Origin of the sequence: Pirellula sp. SH-Sr6A (assembly GCF_001610875.1) — a bacterium.
Classification (GTDB): domain Bacteria; phylum Planctomycetota; class Planctomycetia; order Pirellulales; family Pirellulaceae; genus JBKCUI01.
On record NZ_CP011272.1, the window covers coordinates 4,105,834 to 4,124,279 of the forward strand.

The window sequence follows — 18,446 nt, forward strand, 5'->3', positions numbered from 1 at the left end:
TAGCTGTCGTCCTCGACAGCTTCTGCATGCTAGATCGCTATTCCAAAAGCCAGCAAACAAAACCGGTTAGGCTGCTGAGTTGTTAGGAGCCACAAGGCGATCCAGAACGGTCGAGGACGAGCCGTTCGGCTTGTAAGCTGTATTCCCTGTCTAGCTGTCGTCCTCGACAGCTTGTGCACGCCAGACCACGTCTCGAAAGCCAGAAAGCAAAACCGGTTGCGCTGCTGAGTTGTTAGGAGCCACAAGGCGATGCAGAACGGTCGAGGACGAGCCGTTCGACGTCGAGCTGGTGTTCTCTGTCTAGCTGTCGTCCTCGACAGCGTCTGCACGCTCGACCACTATTCCATTCTCAATCCCCCCCTAGCGAGCCGTGCTCTTCCACGACCGAGAGACGTTCAAGAGCCATCTCACGATTCCGGAGGGATCGTACGTCCATGGGGGTCGGTAGGAGCGTTGCCGGTCCGTTGGTCCAATTCGCCCCGCATTGACGAGTTGGTGAAGTGCTCCCAGGACTCTGCGTGCGGGTGGACTTTATTGTCCGGCAAGTTCGTTTCGATAGAGAGGTACTGCTCCCATAATCGGTGGGAACGGACCAAGTTCTGGGCTTCGCGCAATCCTTGTTCCGTGAGCTCGACTTCATCACCCCGTACCGCGATGGCATGGCGAGTTGATAGTTGCTGAAGAGCTTGCGCCATTCTCGTAGGGGAGGCATGCAGTTTCTTCGCAATCTCGTTCCTATGGAACGGTTGCGTCGACATCGGGGGAGTGGATGCACTCGTTGAGGGGTGAACGGTCGGTGCAGCCGATTGTTCTTGCAAACGATAAAGATAGGCAAGAACGTCGTCTTGCAGGATTTTTCGTGCGATCGCGAGCTGTTGCCATCGTTGAAAGAGCCAGCCGCCGCGAGGGCTGATCAAGATTGTTGCTGCCAAGAATAGACCGGCGGCGACGGACATCATGGCTGCCGAGTTCACCGAGCGCAGGCCCGCTAGAGGAGGTAGCCAGATTGCAGCAAGGTGTCCGGTGATGGCGATCAAAACGGCGACCGAAACCGAGCACGCCAGCATGGCGGAAAGACGGGCGGTCCAAAGGAAGGAGATCGCTGCGGGGACGATCAAGACGGCGATGACCAAGATGTTACCGACTGCTTCGAAGGCTGCGATGCAGGTGACGGCGACGAGGGAAGCCAAAAGGTAATGAAAGAAGCGGCTCGGAATACCTTGCGACTGCGCATAAGCGGCGTCGAAAGTCGTCACCTTCCACTCCTTGTAGAAAATGGCTACCGCCGCGAGATTCAAAATCATCACACCCCCGAGCGTGAGCACAACCCTCGGGATGTCCCCGATGGGCGTGGGCACGGTGTCCAGGATCGAAGTCTCCAGGTTCCCGTAGAGAATGCAGGAGGGGTCAAGGTCGACGTGGTCGCCGGCACGGACAATCATCACGAGCCCCACCGCAAACATGGACGTGAAGACGATCCCGATGGAGGCCGACTCCTCGACGTTTCCGAAACGACGGATCGATTCGATCAGCCAAACCGTCGCCAGCCCGGTGATCGCAGCGCCGATGAAGATGCTCCAAGAGGCTCGTTCTCCGGTGAAAAGGTAGGCGGCTGCGATTCCCGGTAATACGGAGTGGCTGATTGCGTCCCCGAGCAAGCTCAAGCGCCGCAGCAGTAGGAAAGAGCCTAAAACAGCCGCGCAGGCAGCCGCCAGAGAGCCGGCCAAGACGATCCAACCATCGATTTCCCAATCCCAAACCATGCGAACTTCGAACCTGCTCATCCATTGTGGAGTTTATTGGGTGGAGTTTCTTGCAGGTCTTACTGTAATGAATCGGGGCGAGACGTCTTGTGGTGCGGGGCCTATTTTCCCTAATAAGTCGCCAGCCAGTCGTCTCGTGCTCTCCGTGGAGCCGCCGTGGGCACAGAAGTCCGCTAGCTTCGCCGGATCCAGCTTAGGCAGGGGGGATGCGAAAGCGAAAATCGCACGAGCAAAAACAGAATCAAACCAGTATTAGTCGCACTTGTAATGCAGTCTGTCTGAAGAGAACCTAGCTCCATAAGCTTTTCGGATCTTTACGTAGGTTACCAATTTCGCGACAATGCTAGGTTTTGCAATTATCCTAGCGGGGCAGGAGACTGCCTTTGCTAACTCGTTTTGGATCATTGAGAAAGACGGAATATGTCGGACGCAGAAGTCTTGGGAGAAGTCGACCCTTCGGTGTTGGCAGCGGCGGGCCAAGTCGCAGCGCCTATCGATGTGGACCCAGCGGAAACGGGCGAATGGCTCGGATCCTTGGATTATGTTCGCAAAAGCAAGGGCGAGGAGCGCGTTCGCTATCTGATCAAGGCTTTGGAAAACCGGGCTCGGGCAGAAGGGGTCGATATCCCTTTCGAAACGACGACCCCGTATATCAATACGATTCCTGCGACTAAGCAGCCCGCGTACCCCGGAAACCGGGAGCTAGAAAGGCGGATCAAGAGCATCATCCGCTGGAACGCCATGGCGATGGTCGTTCGCGCGAACACGAAAAACAAAGGGCAAGGGGGGCACATTAGCACTTTTGCCAGCTCCGCTACTCTCTACGAAGTCGCCTTCAATCACTTCTTTAAAGGGCGGGGCGAATCCGGTTACGGCGGCGACATCGTCTATTTCCAAGGGCATGCCTCCCCAGGGATGTACTCGCGGGCGTACGTCGAAGGCCGATTGGAAGAGGCGAAGCTTGAGAACTTCCGTCGCGAATTGCAACCGGAAGGGGGCCTCAGCAGCTACCCCCACCCTTGGTTGATGCCTGATTTTTGGGAGTATCCCACCGTTTCGATGGGGCTCGGGCCGATCATGGCGATCTACCAAGCCCGGTTCAACGAGTATCTCAACGACCGCGGTCTTAAGGACACGCGGGGGCAAAAAGTATGGGCATTCCTTGGGGACGGCGAATGCGATGAGCCCGAAACCCTCGGGGCTATTACGCTTGCTTCCCGTGAAAAGCTGGACAATTTGATCTTTGTTGTGAACTGCAATCTGCAGCGGCTCGACGGTCCGGTGCGCGGAAACGGCAAGATCATGCAAGAGCTCGAAGCGGTCTTCCGAGGAGCCGGCTGGAACGTGATCAAAGTCGTTTGGGGAAGCGATTGGGACGCGCTGCTTCAAAAAGACGAATCGGGTCTCCTCGTGCAACGCATGACCGAAGTCGTGGACGGTCAGTACCAAAAGTACACCGGTATGCCTGGATCCTACATCCGCGAGCATTTCTTCGGGAAATATCCCGAGCTTCTCAAGCTGGTCGAGAACTACTCCGACGAGCGGCTGGAGAAGATGAAGCGAGGCGGTCACGATCCTGAGAAGGTCTTCGCAGCCTACAAGGCAGCCGTTGAGCACAAAGGACAGCCCACGGTCATCTTGGCGAAGACCATCAAGGGCTACGGTTTGGGAGAAGCGGGCGAGGGACGGAACATCGCTCACAACCGAAAAGAAATGAACGAAAAGGAACTTCTGGAGTTCCGCAGCCGATTCGGTATTCCGATTTCGGATGAGGAAGTCGCGAATGCACCGTTTTACAAGCCGCCCGAGTCGAGCAATGAGATCAAATATCTCAAGGACCGGCGCAAGCAATTGGGTGGTTCTCTCCCGAGCCGCCCCACCATTCATCCGAAGACGGAAACCCCTTCGCTCGAGGATTATCGCAAGTTCATAGGTGCCCAGCTGGAAGGCAAGACCATCAGTACAACCAACGGCTTCGTCCGCTTGTTGGGTCGGTTGGTCAAAGACAAGCAAATCGGGTCGCAGATCGTTCCCATCGTGCCTGACGAGTCCCGGACGTTTGGTATGGAAGGCTTGTTCCGCGAAATCGGCATCTATGCCCATGCGGGGCAGCTGTACGAACCAATCGATTCGGATCAGGTCGCCTATTACAAAGAGGCCAAGGACGGACAGATCCTGGAAGAAGGGATCACCGAGTGCGGCTCGATCAGTAGCTTCGTCGCTGCAGGCACCGCCTATTCGGCTCACGGGATCAATATGATTCCGTTTTACATCTACTACTCGATGTTTGGTTTCCAACGAATCGGCGATTCGATTTGGGCAGCCGCTGACATGCGGGCAAAGGGATTCCTTATTGGAGGAACTGCAGGCCGGACGACCCTCAACGGGGAAGGCCTGCAGCACCAAGATGGCCACAGCCACCTCAACGCGATCGCGTTCCCAACCGTTCGAGCTTACGATCCGGCTTGGGCGTATGAAACGGTCGTCATCGTCCTCGATGGTATGCGACGACTTTATCAAGAAGGTGAGACGGCGATTTACTACATCACGGTCCACAACGAGGACTATGACATGCCGGCGATGCCGGAAGGTGTCGAAGACGGTATTATCAAAGGTATCTATCGCTTCAAATCTCAAGAAGTCGACGGGGCCAAAGCTCGGGTGCAACTGTTTGGTAGTGGAGCCATATTGCGACACGTGCTCGAAGCACAACAGATTCTGGCTGAAAACTATGGAATCGCCAGCGATGCCTGGAGCGTGACCAGTTACACATTGCTGCGTCGCGATGCACAAAGCTGCGAGCGCTGGAACATGCTTCACCCGGATCAGCCCGAGATGAAGTCGTACATTCAATCGGTGTTGGACGGAGTCGAGGGGCCGATCATTTCCGCGAGCGACAACGTTCGAGCAGTCGGTGAGCAGTTGCTCCCTTACCTCAGCCAAGACTACTACGTGCTTGGATGCGATGGGATGGGGCGCAGCGAAACGCGACCTGCTCTGCGTCGTCACTTCGAAGTCGACGCGGTCTCGATCACCATTGCAGCGTTGTATCGATTGAGCAAACAAGGAAAGATCGCACCTGCGGTCGTTGCCCAAGCGATTCGAGATTTGGGACTCGATCCCGAGAAACCGAATCCCCTGTTTGCTTAGTGCGCCGTGTTGCTTCATGCAACGTCGGCTCCCCTATCGGAGTTCGGAACCGAACTCGGACATTTTCAAAACTCGTTCGCTTCACTCAACAGAATCCTGACATGGAAATCAAGCTTCCCTCCCTTGGCGAAGGCATCGAATCTGGCGACGTTCTCGAAATCCTCGTGAGCGTTGGTGACGTCGTCAAGAAAGAACAATCGCTCATCGAGATGGAAACCGATAAGGCAACTGTCTCGGTTCCGTCGCCGGCAGCAGGCAAGATTCTGAGCATCACGGTCAAGGAAGGGGAGAGCGTTCCCGTCGGGACCGTTATCGCGACCATTGAAGCATCGGGAGCAGCCGCTCCTGCTCCAGCCAAAGCCCCGGCCCCCGCTGCTGCAGCACCAACGCCACAACCGGCTGCAGCACCCGCCCCAGCAGCAGCTCCGCAACAAGCGGCTGCACCGAAACCAGAACCCGTCCGTCCTGCTCCCGTCGCTCCTGCTCGGCCAGTCGCCGTTCCTGCAGCGCCTGTCGCTGCGGCTCCCGCACCTGCCCCTGCGGTTGACAACGAAGGAACACCGTTCGCCGATGACGTGATTCCCGCGGGTCCGGCCATCCGCCGCTTGGCACGGGAAGTGGGGGTCGATTTGGCCAGTGTGGTCGGTTCAGGTGAAGGAGGTCGCATCACGCGTGAAGACGTGATGGCTGTCGTGCGCCACGCGAGCCAAGCAGCCCGAACACCAGCTCCTGCGGCACCCGCACCTACGTCCGGAATCAGTGAATCCAAGAGCGCGTCGAAGAGCCCGGCGGCCAATCTGCCTGGCACACCCTCGCAAGACGACTACGGTCCGATTCGCGTGGATCGAATGACCAAGATTCGAAAGACGATCGCTAATCAAATGCATCGCTCGTGGGAGTCGGTTCCCCGCGTGGTGAACTTTGACGATGCCGACGTTACCGAGCTGGAAGCGTTCCGACAAACCAGCAAAGATGATTACGCCTCGCGAGGGATCAAACTCACGACGATGCCGTTTTTGATCAAGGCTGTGGCGACGGCGCTCAAACACCACCCAGCGCTCAACGCGGCGCTCGATATGGAAAATGAGCAGATCATTTACAAGGACTACGTGAACCTCGGTATCGCCGTGGATAGCGACCGCGGATTGGTCGTTCCAACCCTGAAGAACGCCGACCGGATGTCGATTCCAGACGTTGCATACGCGTTAGCCGATCTCGCAAATCGAGTTCGTAGCAATGACTTTGCCGTGAGTGATCTGCGAGGTGGAACCTTCACGATCAGCAATCTCGGAGCGATCGGTGGGACTTATTCCACCCCGATCGTGAATGTACCGGAAGTGGCGATTTTGCTTGTCGGTCGTTCTCGCAAGCTTCCTGTGGTGATGGATGACGATTCCATCAAACCGCGATTGATGATGCCCTTGAGTTTGGCCTATGACCACCGTCTCGTTGACGGTGCGACAGCTGCCCGATTCTTGAACGACATTATTGCGTATCTCGAAGCTCCGAGCAGACTGCTGCTCGCTATTTAGTCACCACGTTGGAAATCCATACGCCGGCCTGAGTGGGGCCGGCGACGGTAACTGGCGTTTCGATTCCGGCCAGCTTCAATTGCAGTGCAAACGGGCCTTGCCACGGCGTCGGCAGCTTGACTTTAACCGCGTGCGCTTTGGGACCATCTTTGGTCACGGCGAATTGGGTATTGGTCAGTACTGCATCGGCAGGGAGCCCGACTCCGAGGACTTCGACGTCTCCTGTCCAATTATTGATTCGTTCGAGGGCGATGCTCCATTCGAATTCTTCATTGGCTTTGCTTTCTTTTAGTTCGGCGGGAGCCGTTGCAAGCAAACTCGTGAGGCGTTCTCGGATTTGAAGTCGGTACACGCGGTCCTCGCTACCGAGTTTATGAAAATCGGAAACGCTCACCCAATACTCTTCGTTATCGGGGACTTGCCATACCAGTTTGGGATCTCGATTCGTCTTGTCGTCATCTTGAAACGAGACTTGCTTTCCTTCCTTATTGGTGATGGTGAGCGTTGCATCGAGGTACGAACCGATGGATTGGGCGAGCAATTGGATCTCCAGCGACTTGCCCCCTAAGTTTTGAATCCGATAGAAGTGTGTTTCTTTGTTGTGAAGAATCGCGCGTTGGGTATCCAAAGGGAGGGAGACGGTCGCGGCCGAATCCTTGGATGTGGGAGATGGGCCCTCGGGTGCAACCGATGGTAACAAGATCCCTTCTGCATTGAACGCATCGAATGGAAGCTGGCTTCGTTGCCATTGCAGTCGGTAGCACCAGTCAGCGCCTCCGCGGAACGAGATGGTGCTATCGGGCTCGACCGGGAACCCGAAGACTCGCAAATAATAGGTTCCGTCTTTTTTGGGTTGGAAAGCAATTCCCGGATCATAGCCGTATCGGTCGAGATTTTCCGTGAGGACAAAGCCCCGTTCGTCGAGAAGTTGGAGGTGCGCGTCGAGCGGCGAGCGAAGCGAGCGGGTAGCGTCGAGCGTGGCGGAAAAGGGTTCGCCCGCCCGGAGCGCCAGTCGGTAATGGTCGACATCGCCATTCTTCTCGAGCAGACCGTAGGTGACCTCGTTGTCGTGCAATGTTTCCGTGACTTCCAGGATCCGATCGTTCGGCTCCTTTTCCGTCTTCGTCGCGCGGGGGGAAACGTAAAACGGTTTAGCTGGCGTGGCTCCCGCTTCGTTGTAGAGGCGGACCCAGGCGACTTGGTCACGTACACCGGCATTCACGGAGACTTCAAAAGAACCTGCTTTTTCCAAGCATTTCCAGTGCACGCCGGGGTGACTGCACCAGATTTGGACCGGCCAAGAGGTAAACGTACCCGAGGCGTCGACCGGAGTGGATGCGCCTGCGGTCGCACCCGCCGGCATGAGCCTCGTCCACTGCGGTTTTTCGGCCGCCGGGAGGAAAGTTGTGGTGGCAAGTGTCGTTAGAAAAGATGCGGCGGCGAGGCTGGAACGGAAGCGATGAACCGATCGCAGCAGCGAGTTTGGCAGAAGAAACATGAGGGGAGCCGGCGGGAGGGGAGTCAATGGGGGGGGCGAGCGAGAACCTCATTATCGTCTCCCTTGGACTGGGATGCTAGCCGCTTCTCCCAGTTAACCTTTGCGCATTCGCTACAACAGGAACGAAGTCAAATTGAGTGAAGTTTCGTGGCCGGTATTCCATCGCGAGAAGGGTCCCTGGCTTTTTACGATGGGAGGACAATGGAATCTCGACCGTAAAGATTTCTTTCGGAACCGCACCCTCTCAGGAGCGAGTCGAAGGCGATGACCCCCGTTTTGAATGTATTCTGGATACCCTCCGTGCTGGCTGCTTGGCCTGCAGCGTGGTTGATCGAAAACGTTCGGGCAAGGTTTGGGATGGCAGCCAGTCCAACCTTGGATCGCATCGGATTGGTCGGGATCCTCCTCATCCATGTTCTCACGCTGCTTCTTGTTTTTCTATCGATGCGGACGCTGCATCGAAATGCGATCGCGCACCGGAATGAGAACCGTTGGATGGCGTGCTGCGCATCTCCGACGTTCTGTATTGCCATTTGGCTTCTGGTGCAACCTTTTGTTCTGGCCCTTTTAGGGTGGCCAGAATTATTCGGCCAGATGGGGGGAGTCGCAGGGCACTGGACGGGTACGCTTGTGTTGTCCGCGTTCCCCACGGTTTTGTTTCTTCTCGTTCTATTTGATCGTTCGGGCTGGAGATGTTTGAAGGGGAATGTGCTGGGGATCGTGTTGGTGGGTGTTTCCGTCGCGACAGAGTCCATATCGTGGCTTTTTCAGCGAGACATCGGGATGGTATCGCTTATCCCATGGGGAAACCAACGATTGGAAGGTGCGGTTTGGAAAGACACGTTTTGGCTCTGCGTTACGCTCGTCGCGGCTGGGGCGATTACTTCATGGATCCTGCCCTATTGGATGATCTGGGTGACTGGGGCAGGCAAGATGGAACCAACTTTCGCCCATCACATACAAGGGTTGTGGCGCCGCGCAGGAGTTCGTCCTCCTCGAGTGCTGTTGTGGCCCACGGGATGCCGCTTTTCAAATGCTGCGATCGTCAGTGGTTTTCGAGGGAAGCGGCTGCTAATTACCGACCGGCTTCTTCTCAACTACACGATGCGGCAGATCGAGTGGATCGTGCTACACGAAATCGCGCATGTTCGACGTTTTCATTCGTGGGTCCGACTGCTTCCTGCTTGGATCGGAGTTCCAGCGATGCTCGGGACGCTGCAGACTTTGGAAGGTTGGCTTTTGGTGTGCGCGATGCTCTCGATTGGATTGGTATTCGGCATCCTCGTCATTGCGACATGCTGGTGGACCGAGATGGATGCCGATCGGGCTGCAATACGGATGGGAGAGAGGTGGTTTGGGATGAACTCCGAAGAGGCCGCGTCGCAGTATATCCAGGTACTGGGTCGCATCTATCGCGACAATCGTATGGAACGCACGAGTTGGACGCATCCGAGTCTTCAACAACGCATTGCACCTTATCAGAGTCCCATGGCGTTTTGAGTTTCTTGCGGGCTTAGGGGCGAAGCAGTTCGTCGGGGATTTCGGGCTGTTCGTCTGGCTCGAGGGAGCGGACAGGGATGCCCCGAGGTGGGCTTGGGATAATCATCTCGGTTTGCAAATTTCGGATCTGTGCTTGCACGGCTCCTCGGGTCTCGAAGTGGATTTGGAACCCCGCTGGATTGGTGACCATGCGGTAGAGACCAAACGTTCTCCAAGGTGTATCGGCTCGATCTGCGGCCGAGAGGAGTTGGCCGAGGGATTCCCCACCGAGGGAATCGCTGATAAGGAGTCCACTTTGAGGTTCGTTGGGGGGAGATTCGATGAGGACCTCGCCACGGATATGGACCATCGAACCGACGGGGGCCACGATGGGCGCGCTGGAGACTCGCATTGCTGCCCCTGCGTATCCGGTTGGTACCGGTTGGCCGGATGCGGAGGCCGAAACAAGAGTGAGCACCGGAGCTCCCCCCGATTCCGTCATTGAGACGGTGACGTGCGTGGAGATGGAATCGGTGAGCCGTTGATCGACGCGCCAACCTTGCTGCTGCATCGCTTCCCAACTGAGCATAGGAACTCCTGGCATACCGAGAGGGGGCCACGGTCTGCCTTGCAGAATTCGGTTCAGTTCCCAGTGAAGCGGGAGCGCAAGAGGAGAGGCGACGAACGGGCTGCTTTGGAACGAGGGGAACTGGGCAACGGCTTCTTCCCAGGATTGACGCATGACCCGTTGGGAGAGAAGGATCGATTCGTCCGCTTTCTTCAATGCTGTAACTGTGTTTGATCGGCTCATCGCGTGGAGAGCTTCATGGTGCAGTGTTCTAGCGCGTTGGATTCGGTCCCAGTTCGGGTGGGAAGGGGGGAGTTTCTGGGCAACGAAAGCCATTTGCGAGAGAGTGAGGGCTTGTTCGGCCGCGTCGATTCTCCCTTCCATCATGGTCGATGCACGTAACTCCAATTGAGTTCTTAGATATTCAATCGGTTTGGGATCGACGACCGTGACGATTTGCTCGATCAGACCGGGGCGATCGATCAAGGCGTAAACCGCATCGTTTCGTTGTTCGGAACGGAGCGTTTCGAGATGACCGTGAGTGATACGAAACACGTGTCGAACTTGACCCGCGGTTGGGATTGCGATTTGCAATCGTTCGGTGTCAGGGGCGACGGGGCAGATCTGGTCCATCGGGCCACTGGCGACCACGATAGTGAGTTGGCTGTTCGGAGCGGTGAGTACGGCCGCGCGGTGATGGGGAGAATCGGTTGTCACGGACTTCCAAGCGTATTGGTTGGAATGGATCCAAGGGCTAAATAGATCGATTTCGCTGTTGATCGACTTGTAGCCTTGAGCGCGGGCGGTCGTCGTGGGATCTCCTCGATCGAGGGGGCCTGAGGAGCGAAAGATCCAGCCTCGTGTCCCTTGCATCATGGCTCGATAGACCGCAAGGCGAGAGCCCACAAAATCGTAGTCCGGCAGTCCGATCGCATCCCCTCCGACGATGTTTTGGAGCATCGCTTTTTGTTCCATCCATTCGCTGGACATTTGCGTGACCATCGAGGTGAGGGGCATGGATCTACCCGCGAGCGAGCGGGATTCCGAGCGAAGGATTTCATCCGTCTCGTCAAAGGATCGAACGCGCGTCGTGTGAGGGGTCGGTACCGCCAACCAGTCGGTCAGTCTGCTGAACGAACCGTACATTTCCATCGCTTCTCCGATCGTCGGACGTGCGAGCGAGGGAGGAAATTGGGTTAATTTGGCGACTTGGTGTCGCGCGAAATCCAGGTTCGATTCGTTCAGTTCCCAACCCAGCATCCAAGCTTGAACGTGCGAGAATTCGGTTTGTAGGGAATCGGCGGGAACGAAGGAGGGGGGCGGAGCGATGACAGCCAGTTTGGTGGCGGAAGCTTGCTCGACCAACCGTGTATCATCGGCTCGCGGTGCAATGACCCCATTGAATCCGAGTTGTTGCAGGAGTTCGAAACTTTCTCCGTGATATTGGATCCATCGAGGAACCGTCGATTGCATCAAGTTCAATCGTTCTGCTGCGCTAAGGGGTGGTTCGTTCGGTCGCGGCTCGGTGCTCGGCGTGGAGGCCAAGTTCGAGGGTGCGATCATTCCTTCGATTTGAAGGTCATCGATCTGCAATTTGGTCGTTCCGGGAAACCGGTAAGCGTCGACAACCACCGCGTCGACATAGGGTTGGCTGAAGTCGATATCGGGGCCGTGTTTGACCCGTAAGAGTCGCTGATGCGTTTCCACTTCTCGCCGTATGTTGCGAACGGTCGAGGTGGACCATCGCCCATTACCCTCCGCGGCCGTCCCAAAGACCAACGTGTAGAGCGGATCGCTGGTCGCTTGGTGGGACGAATGGGGATAGACGACGCGTAGAGCGAGCCTCAGGCCGTCATGGACGCAGCGCAGACGGATCGAGGCGGCGAGATCATCGACCACCGCGCATGGCTCGATGGGATAGAGGAGGTGGACATAGGTTCCGTGTCCGAAGCTCAGTTCCAGGGTCTCGACACCTGGCTCGGATCGTGCGGGACGTTGGAGAACCGCTCGGCAGTCATCGCGCCAAAGCCGGAAATACTCGCCAGGACGATCAAACGTCTCGATCCATTGTCCCGATGCGATCGATCCAGAGGCCATCAGCAGGTAGCTAAGAACAATCGCCAAAGCCAACCCCCGGCGCACGACCGGCCCGTCGGTTGACTTTTCGCAACAATCGTCGAAGAGTAAGTAGAGAAATCGAATCATCCTGATCCACCTGGCGACTTTCATCCTAAGTCTCACTTCTAGCAGGACTTAAGTTTGAATGCCACACGGATTCGTGTTGCGAATCGGCAACAAGCTCTGCGCTTTAGGAAAAGTGCACGGATTATCTCGATTTTCCTAAGTCCTTGACTAGCATAGGTTTAGCGTGAATGCTAGCGGGCCTCTAGGGTGTTCGGCACGGCTGCTGCATTTCTTGAGGAATATCTTCGGTAACCAACCTTTCGGCAAAGCCGTCACCCACAACAAACTAGGAAACGATCATGAGTCAAGCAGCTCATTCCACCGACAACGCGGTTCAAGACACGCCGAGCGAATTGTTGGATCTGCAACGGGTGATCGACGCCTTGCCCGCGGAGCACCGGTTGGCCATTCAGCCAGCTTTCCAACGTGTCGTGGAGAGCACGAACCGACGCCGCAAGATTCTGCAGTTGGTTCAGGAGTCGATCGGCCAACTCCGATTGGACATGAAGTATCTCGTGTTCGATTTGGAAGCGACTCGTCGCGAGCGAGATACGTATCAGAAGCAAATTTCGGAGATGTTGGGGGACAGTAGCCAAGGAGAAAGTCAGGACGAATTTCGACCTGAAGATGATTCCGAGTAGTGATGGGGTTGGATAGGGCCGAGATTGCATTGGACGAACTCCGACTCGAACAATGCAAACTCGAAAGAGCCTTCAAGCGGGCTGACGAGGAATCGCCACTTCCTTGTCAGCCCGCTTGTTTTGTTTCCTTGGCCGCCGGAACCACTTTGAACTATGCTAGAGGGGGTGTTCAGGACGCTCGATCCACCGCGTGAGCCCTGGCATCCTCCATCCTCCTCCGATTGAACATTGCCTCCTATGGAATTCACCCCTCGCTCTTTAACCCAACGGGTCTTGGACCTCGACTTGGCATCGTCCGTCGATGTTGACCGCGTATGGACCGAGCTTCGGTCCGACAACGTGAGTTTGGAAGACGTGAAGGCCATGTTGTTGAGAAAAGGGTTGCTCACCAATTTTCAGTTGGATCGGCTGCTCACCGGGGAGAGGCTAGGCTATTACTACGGGCCCTACAAAGTCCTCTACATGATTGGAGCGGGGACGTTCGCCCGGGTGTTCCGCGCGGTGCATCGCGATACGGGACGTGTCGTCGCCGTGAAAGTCCTCCGCAGTCGGCATCGTGGAGACATGTCGCAGATCGAGCAATTCTTGCGCGAAGGCCGCATGGGATTGCAATTGCGGCATCCCAACATCGTCACGATTCATGAGATCGTCAACGATCCTCGCGCCCCCTACTTGGTCATGGAGTTTGTCGAAGGGGAGACGCTTCGAGAAATTCTAAAGATTCGAAAGCAGTTCGCAGTTCGAGAAGGTCTTCAGGTCGTTCAAGACATTTGTGCTGGATTGGATTTCGCCCACCAAAAGGGTATCTCTCACCGTGACTTGAAGTTGTCCAACGTGTTGGTTCATTCCAGCGGCCGTTGCAAGCTGGTGGACTTTGGTCTCGCAGCACTAGCCGATACCTCTTCCGATAAAGCCATCGCGGACTGTCCTAGTGCCCGGGCGATTGACTACGCTGCGTTGGAACGCGGGACAGGGGTTCGCAAAGGGGATACGCGCTCCGACATCTATTTCGTCGGGGTGATGATGTACAACGTCCTCTCCGGCAAGCCTGCGCTAGTGGAAACGCGCGAGCGTTCGCAACGATTGAACGTAACACGATTTCATGACTTCCCGTCCTTGTCCGAAGTGGTAAAGGAATTGCCCGAGTCGGTTTACACCATCTGCAACAAAGCGCTCGAATTCGATCCTGAAAAGAGGTATCAAACGCCGGGTGCAATGCTGGTCGATGTCCAATCGGCCATCAAGAAGTTAGACAATCCGGAAGCGGAAAAGCGAATCACCCAACGACACGAAATCATGGTCATCGACGAGGAGGAGGCAAAGGAAGGTGAAGGGAAGACCGTCATGATCGTGGAGAGCAAGCAAGAGTTGCAAGACATCTTGCGGGAGAAGCTCAAGAAGCGCGGCTATCGTGTTTTGATTTATAGCGATCCCGATCGCGCGTTGAGCAAGTTCACTCCGGACGAGTCGGTGCAAGCGGATTGTATCGTCTTCTGCGCACCCGATCTCGGGAACCTTGCGTTGCAAGCCTTCAACACATTCAGCGAGCAGGAGCATACCAAGGACATTCCTGCCATCATGCTCGTGGACCCCAAACAGCAGCATATCATCCGGGGTGCCAACACCAGTGCGAAGCATGTGCTTTTGCCGATGCCTCTAAAAGTCCGTGAGCTGCGGCAGGCGCTCGCGAAGCTCACCGAAAAGAAGCCCGCCATCTAGCTAGGAGGGCGTTCCCCACGTCATGCCCCATTCTCTCGCCAAGGCGCCAAGCCCGCCAAGATTGAAAACCGATTGGCACCGTTAATCTAGTGATTGATTCACTGTTTTTGCTCCGCTGCGAGCTTGGCGCCTTGGCGAGAGGCCGATTAGATGGGTGAGGACTGCTGTGAATGTCGAAGTATCAGGCGGATGCGTGACGGAAGTGGAAGCAAGAGGGATGGATTCTGACCCACGAGTCAGTTCAAGGTGTTGCTACTTGAGTTCCGCGATTGGATCGGTTTGTCCTAGTGCGCGTCGCAAGTGTCTTTGAAAATAGGGCTCATCTATAGTGAATTCTGTCGATCCAATCGACTCGAGAATGAAATAGATGGCGGTGTTTACACATCCCTCTATCGAGGTGCTCCTTCCATTTCGATAGGCATGCCATCAGAATTTAAAAGCCCTCTCCATTCAAATGCGCTGCAGGCCTATTTGCTTCCGAGCTCGCGACAAAGCTCCATCCGTGCATTTTCATTTCTATACGGATGTTACTCGTTCGATTCTTTGCGATCCAAGGAGGTCAAAAGGTTGTCGATTTCCTCTAAATCGAGCTCCATTTGTTCGACTCGAATATTTTCATCGATCATTTCCAAAGTCAACTTACGAGCTTGTTCCCATGCACTTCGAGCTTGATCGACGTTGCCCTCCTGTAGGAAAGCCTTTCCGAGCATTGTCGACGCGTTCGATAATCTACGACGTGTCATCGCGTCCTGTCGATTGGTTTCAGGAATAGCGGTCACGATGCGAATGACTGATTCGCAATCTTTTCGGGCCAGGGATGATTGCTTCGACTCGAGATAAGCCTCTGCCCTTTTTAGCAGCACAAAAACATAGTCTTGAACAGCCTCAAGAGATTCGGGCTGCTTTTCAAAGATCGATTGGACGATTGACAGCGCGAGATTGAGTTGGGTGACACTCTCGTCGAACTCCCCTCTCATGATAAGCACTTTAGCTACTTTGACATAGCAAATGTAGAGATCGCGTTGCATCTGCCCATCCGACGGGTCCTTCTCTGCAAGCTCTAAGCTGATATCCAGTGATTTTCTTGCGTAGACAATCGCGTCGTCATATTGCAGTTGAGCGAGGGCCACATCCGCCAGCACTTCAGCCGATAGGGATTGAAATCGCTTGGCAGTGATGCTTTGCGGATCGAGCTTTGCCATTTTTTCCGCGAGCTCAAAGGCTTTTACGTAATCCGATTTTGCGAGATCGATCGCTTTCAAGAGCATTCGAGTGTCCCCGCATTTCATGTACGAAACGAATAGTTCGCGGATCAATTTGGAATTGGTGGGCTCGGCCGCGATGAGTTCTTCTCGAAGGCGCCGGGATTCTAGATACGAAACCATGGCTGGCTCTAATTGTCCACGTTCGGCCGACATATTCCCCAAACGATCGAGAGAGACGCATAAGTCGCGTTTCGCAGTCCCGTTGTTTGGATCCAAGCGATACATCTCTTCGGCAATGGCGCGATCTTGATCATATAGTTGAGATGCGAGATCGAGATCTCCTTGCTTAAAAGCGATATCTGCAAGCCTCGAATACGTGACACCTAATCGACGTTTGACGTCGAGCGTATCGGGAAACTTTGTCAGCAATGATTGCAAGATGCTTTGTGACTCCACAAAAGCCTCCGTAGCTCCATGGATATCTTGATCTTGCAATCGCATTTGTCCGAGGAGGTCGATGGAGGAGACCACATCGACAGCTGCTTCTAAGGAATCAGAAGAATTGGCCAGCAATTCTCTCCGGGTTGCTAGAGATTTCTCGAGCAAGAGAAGTGCATCCGAGGAGCGAGCGGTTTGACGCAATATATCCGCTTGCTTGAATTGAATCGTTGCGATCAATCGCATGGGAATTTCGCCGTTCTCGCTTTCACTGCGAAGGGCGATACTCATCGCTTCAGCATACATTTCGCCCGCTGCCTCCAATGGCGAGATGGGGAGCTGTTTCCAGCGAGGGAGATCGAGTTTGATGTCTTTGGTGCCGACCTTTGAAAAGAGATCCCCCAAGTCCATTAACGCCATGGCGTTGCTTAAGCTGACTTGGTCGTCGGCAAATTCGGTTGAAATCTGACCCAGTTGATTGAGCACCGTAACCAAGACATTTTTTTGGACGGCAGCGCTGCCTGGAACCTGAGCCAATCCGCGTTCGACATCGACAAGAAATGCGTTCAAGATTCCGAGGACACGATGGCGTTGCCGCACTGCTTCTTCGCTCTGAAACTTTGCGATTGCGGCGTTCTGAGCCGACGCCCTTGCGGACGCTTGCTCACGGAGATTGGACTGCTCTAGAGATTCATTTTTCACTGACAGAACATTCAAAGTGATTCCCATTGCAACAAAAGCAACGAGAAGACTAGCCAGAGCGCCCGTTACTAAAGAGGGATGTGTTCTCGCCCAACGACGTGCTTTCTGAAAGCTTGTCTCAGGAAGAACAGACACCGGTTCATCCAGCAACCAAGCTTCTAAATCCGCAGCCATCAATCCCGCGCTCAGGTACCTCTTATGTGGATCTTGCTGCATCGCTTGTCGACAAATCGCAGCCAACGGAGGTGGGACCTTGGTGAGGGGACCTACGTCAAGCCGATTCCCATTCTTGATTTGGTGCTCAACGCAGACGTGGGTGTTCGACTGATGATCGGCAGGTAGGGAGCAGCGATCGCAATAGGATTCCGGCGAAGACACAATACCCGTGTGTGCATGGGGAATTGTATTGGTAACGATTTGATACAACGTTGCTCCCAATGAGTAGATGTCGCTCGTAACCGCGACCTCTTCATTGCACCCAATGGCTTGCTCGGGGCTCATGTATCCAGGTGTTCCGACGATGGTCCCGTCTAAGGTTTTATTTGACTCGAATCGAATGTCTACCCGGGGCAGACTAGATGATTGAGGGTCTTTTGAGGTAGAGCCAATGACTCTTGCAAGCCCCCAATCGACAATCAAGGTTTCACCGAACTCACCGACCATGATGTTGCTGGGTTTGAGATCGCGATGAAGTACACCTCGAGAGTGTGCAAATCCCATTGCTCTGCAAACGGTTACAAATCGGAGGATAAGATCGCGTGCCGCAGTGTTCTTTCGGAAATCGAGGCACAGATCGGTTTGGCCGTGCAGATCGGAGATCGCGGACTGCATCGATCGCCCTTGAATCCATCGCATCGCGTAATAGGGGCGGCCGTCGGACCGCCTTCCAGTTGCATAGATTGGAACGATGTTCGGGTGTTCGAGATTGCCCGTAACTGTCGCTTCCGCTTCGAAACGTTGCAGGATGGCCTTATCGGTTGCGAATTTTCTTTTGAGTACTTTTAGGGCGACCTCGCGCTGCAGGTCATGATCGAAGGCGACATAGACGTTACCGATTCCCCCTTGTGCAAGATTTCTGATGATACGAAAGCGATCAGAATGCTTTCCATGCGAGGACTCCACGCTGAGAGTTTGCAACATAGTCGGACGCGAAGCTCTCTCGTCATGCGTACTGCCATTCAAAGAAGGCTTATCGAGTGTGTCGCTCGCTGGTTTCGATGTTGATTCAAGCTCGAGTCTTGTTTTCAGAGATTTCCAGCAACGGAGTATGAATTGCTCTTGATCAGGGAATCGCTCAATGAGCAGAGAAGGAGAAAAGAGCTGATCCCACGCATCGAGAATCTCCATTTCGATTTGGAGCAACTCGCGGAGTAGCGGAGAGCGTATTGCGTTGTTCGCCGTCTGAAGAAACGATTCGATCGTGACGTTTGCACCATCTGTGCGTTGAGATTCATATTCACTGCATAACGAATCGATCTCTGCCAACTGCTCGTTGGAGATTTCAGAAAAATCAGGATCGAATGAATTCATAAAGGCACGGGTAGGGGGGACGAGCCCATTTGTTTGG

The 18,446-nt window shown here is 54.9% G+C and carries 9 protein-coding genes; 5 read left to right on the top strand and 4 right to left on the bottom strand.

Annotated features, from left to right (window positions below; genetic code table 11):
• Positions 1-407: 407 nt before the first annotated feature.
• Positions 408-1,784, bottom strand: coding sequence for a metal ABC transporter permease (locus VN12_RS15640; protein WP_146677712.1), 1,377 nt, complete (start codon positions 1,782-1,784; stop codon positions 408-410).
• A gap of 399 nt (positions 1,785-2,183) precedes the next feature.
• Between VN12_RS15640 and aceE the strand changes: the two genes are divergently transcribed.
• Positions 2,184-4,913 carry a pyruvate dehydrogenase (acetyl-transferring), homodimeric type gene (aceE, locus tag VN12_RS15645; protein WP_146677713.1) on the top strand — a complete coding sequence of 910 codons (2,730 nt, stop codon included), beginning with the start codon at positions 2,184-2,186 and terminating at the stop codon, positions 4,911-4,913.
• A 101-nt stretch (positions 4,914-5,014) separates the two neighbouring features.
• The gene (locus VN12_RS15650) at positions 5,015-6,445 is read left to right on the top strand and encodes a 2-oxo acid dehydrogenase subunit E2 (protein ID WP_146677714.1); all 1,431 of its coding nucleotides are present in this window, start codon (positions 5,015-5,017) and stop codon (positions 6,443-6,445) included.
• Here the strand turns inward: VN12_RS15650 and VN12_RS15655 are convergent.
• On the bottom strand, positions 6,438-7,943 hold the full coding sequence (locus VN12_RS15655; RefSeq protein WP_146677715.1) for a PPC domain-containing protein: 1,506 nt from the start codon (positions 7,941-7,943) through the stop codon (positions 6,438-6,440). The two genes, VN12_RS15650 and VN12_RS15655, sit on opposite strands and share 8 nt — an antisense overlap.
• Positions 7,944-8,207: 264 nt before the next feature.
• Here VN12_RS15655 and VN12_RS15660 point away from each other — a divergent pair, with 264 nt between their 5' ends.
• Complete coding sequence (locus VN12_RS15660) at positions 8,208-9,443, top strand: M48 family metalloprotease (RefSeq protein WP_146677716.1); 1,236 nt, start codon at positions 8,208-8,210, stop codon at positions 9,441-9,443.
• A gap of 13 nt (positions 9,444-9,456) precedes the next feature.
• On the opposite strand, the gene VN12_RS15665 is transcribed toward VN12_RS15660, so the two are convergent.
• Positions 9,457-12,195: a hypothetical protein gene (locus tag VN12_RS15665; protein WP_146677717.1), complete on the bottom strand. Its 2,739-nt coding sequence runs from the start codon at positions 12,193-12,195 to the stop codon at positions 9,457-9,459.
• Positions 12,196-12,473: 278 nt separating this feature from the next.
• Here VN12_RS15665 and VN12_RS15670 point away from each other — a divergent pair, with 278 nt between their 5' ends.
• Both VN12_RS15670 and VN12_RS15675 read left to right on the top strand, forming a co-directional pair.
• Positions 12,474-12,815, top strand: coding sequence for a transcriptional regulator (locus tag VN12_RS15670; RefSeq protein WP_240491163.1), 342 nt, complete (start codon positions 12,474-12,476; stop codon positions 12,813-12,815).
• Between the two features lie 237 nt (positions 12,816-13,052).
• Positions 13,053-14,534 carry a serine/threonine protein kinase gene (locus VN12_RS15675; protein ID WP_146677718.1) on the top strand — a complete coding sequence of 494 codons (1,482 nt, stop codon included), beginning with the start codon at positions 13,053-13,055 and terminating at the stop codon, positions 14,532-14,534.
• 527 nt (positions 14,535-15,061) lie between these two features.
• Here the strand turns inward: VN12_RS15675 and VN12_RS15680 are convergent.
• Positions 15,062-18,409 (bottom strand): serine/threonine-protein kinase, encoded by a 3,348-nt coding sequence (locus tag VN12_RS15680; RefSeq protein ID WP_146677719.1) that lies wholly within the window; start codon positions 18,407-18,409, stop codon positions 15,062-15,064.
• Positions 18,410-18,446 lie beyond the last annotated feature (37 nt).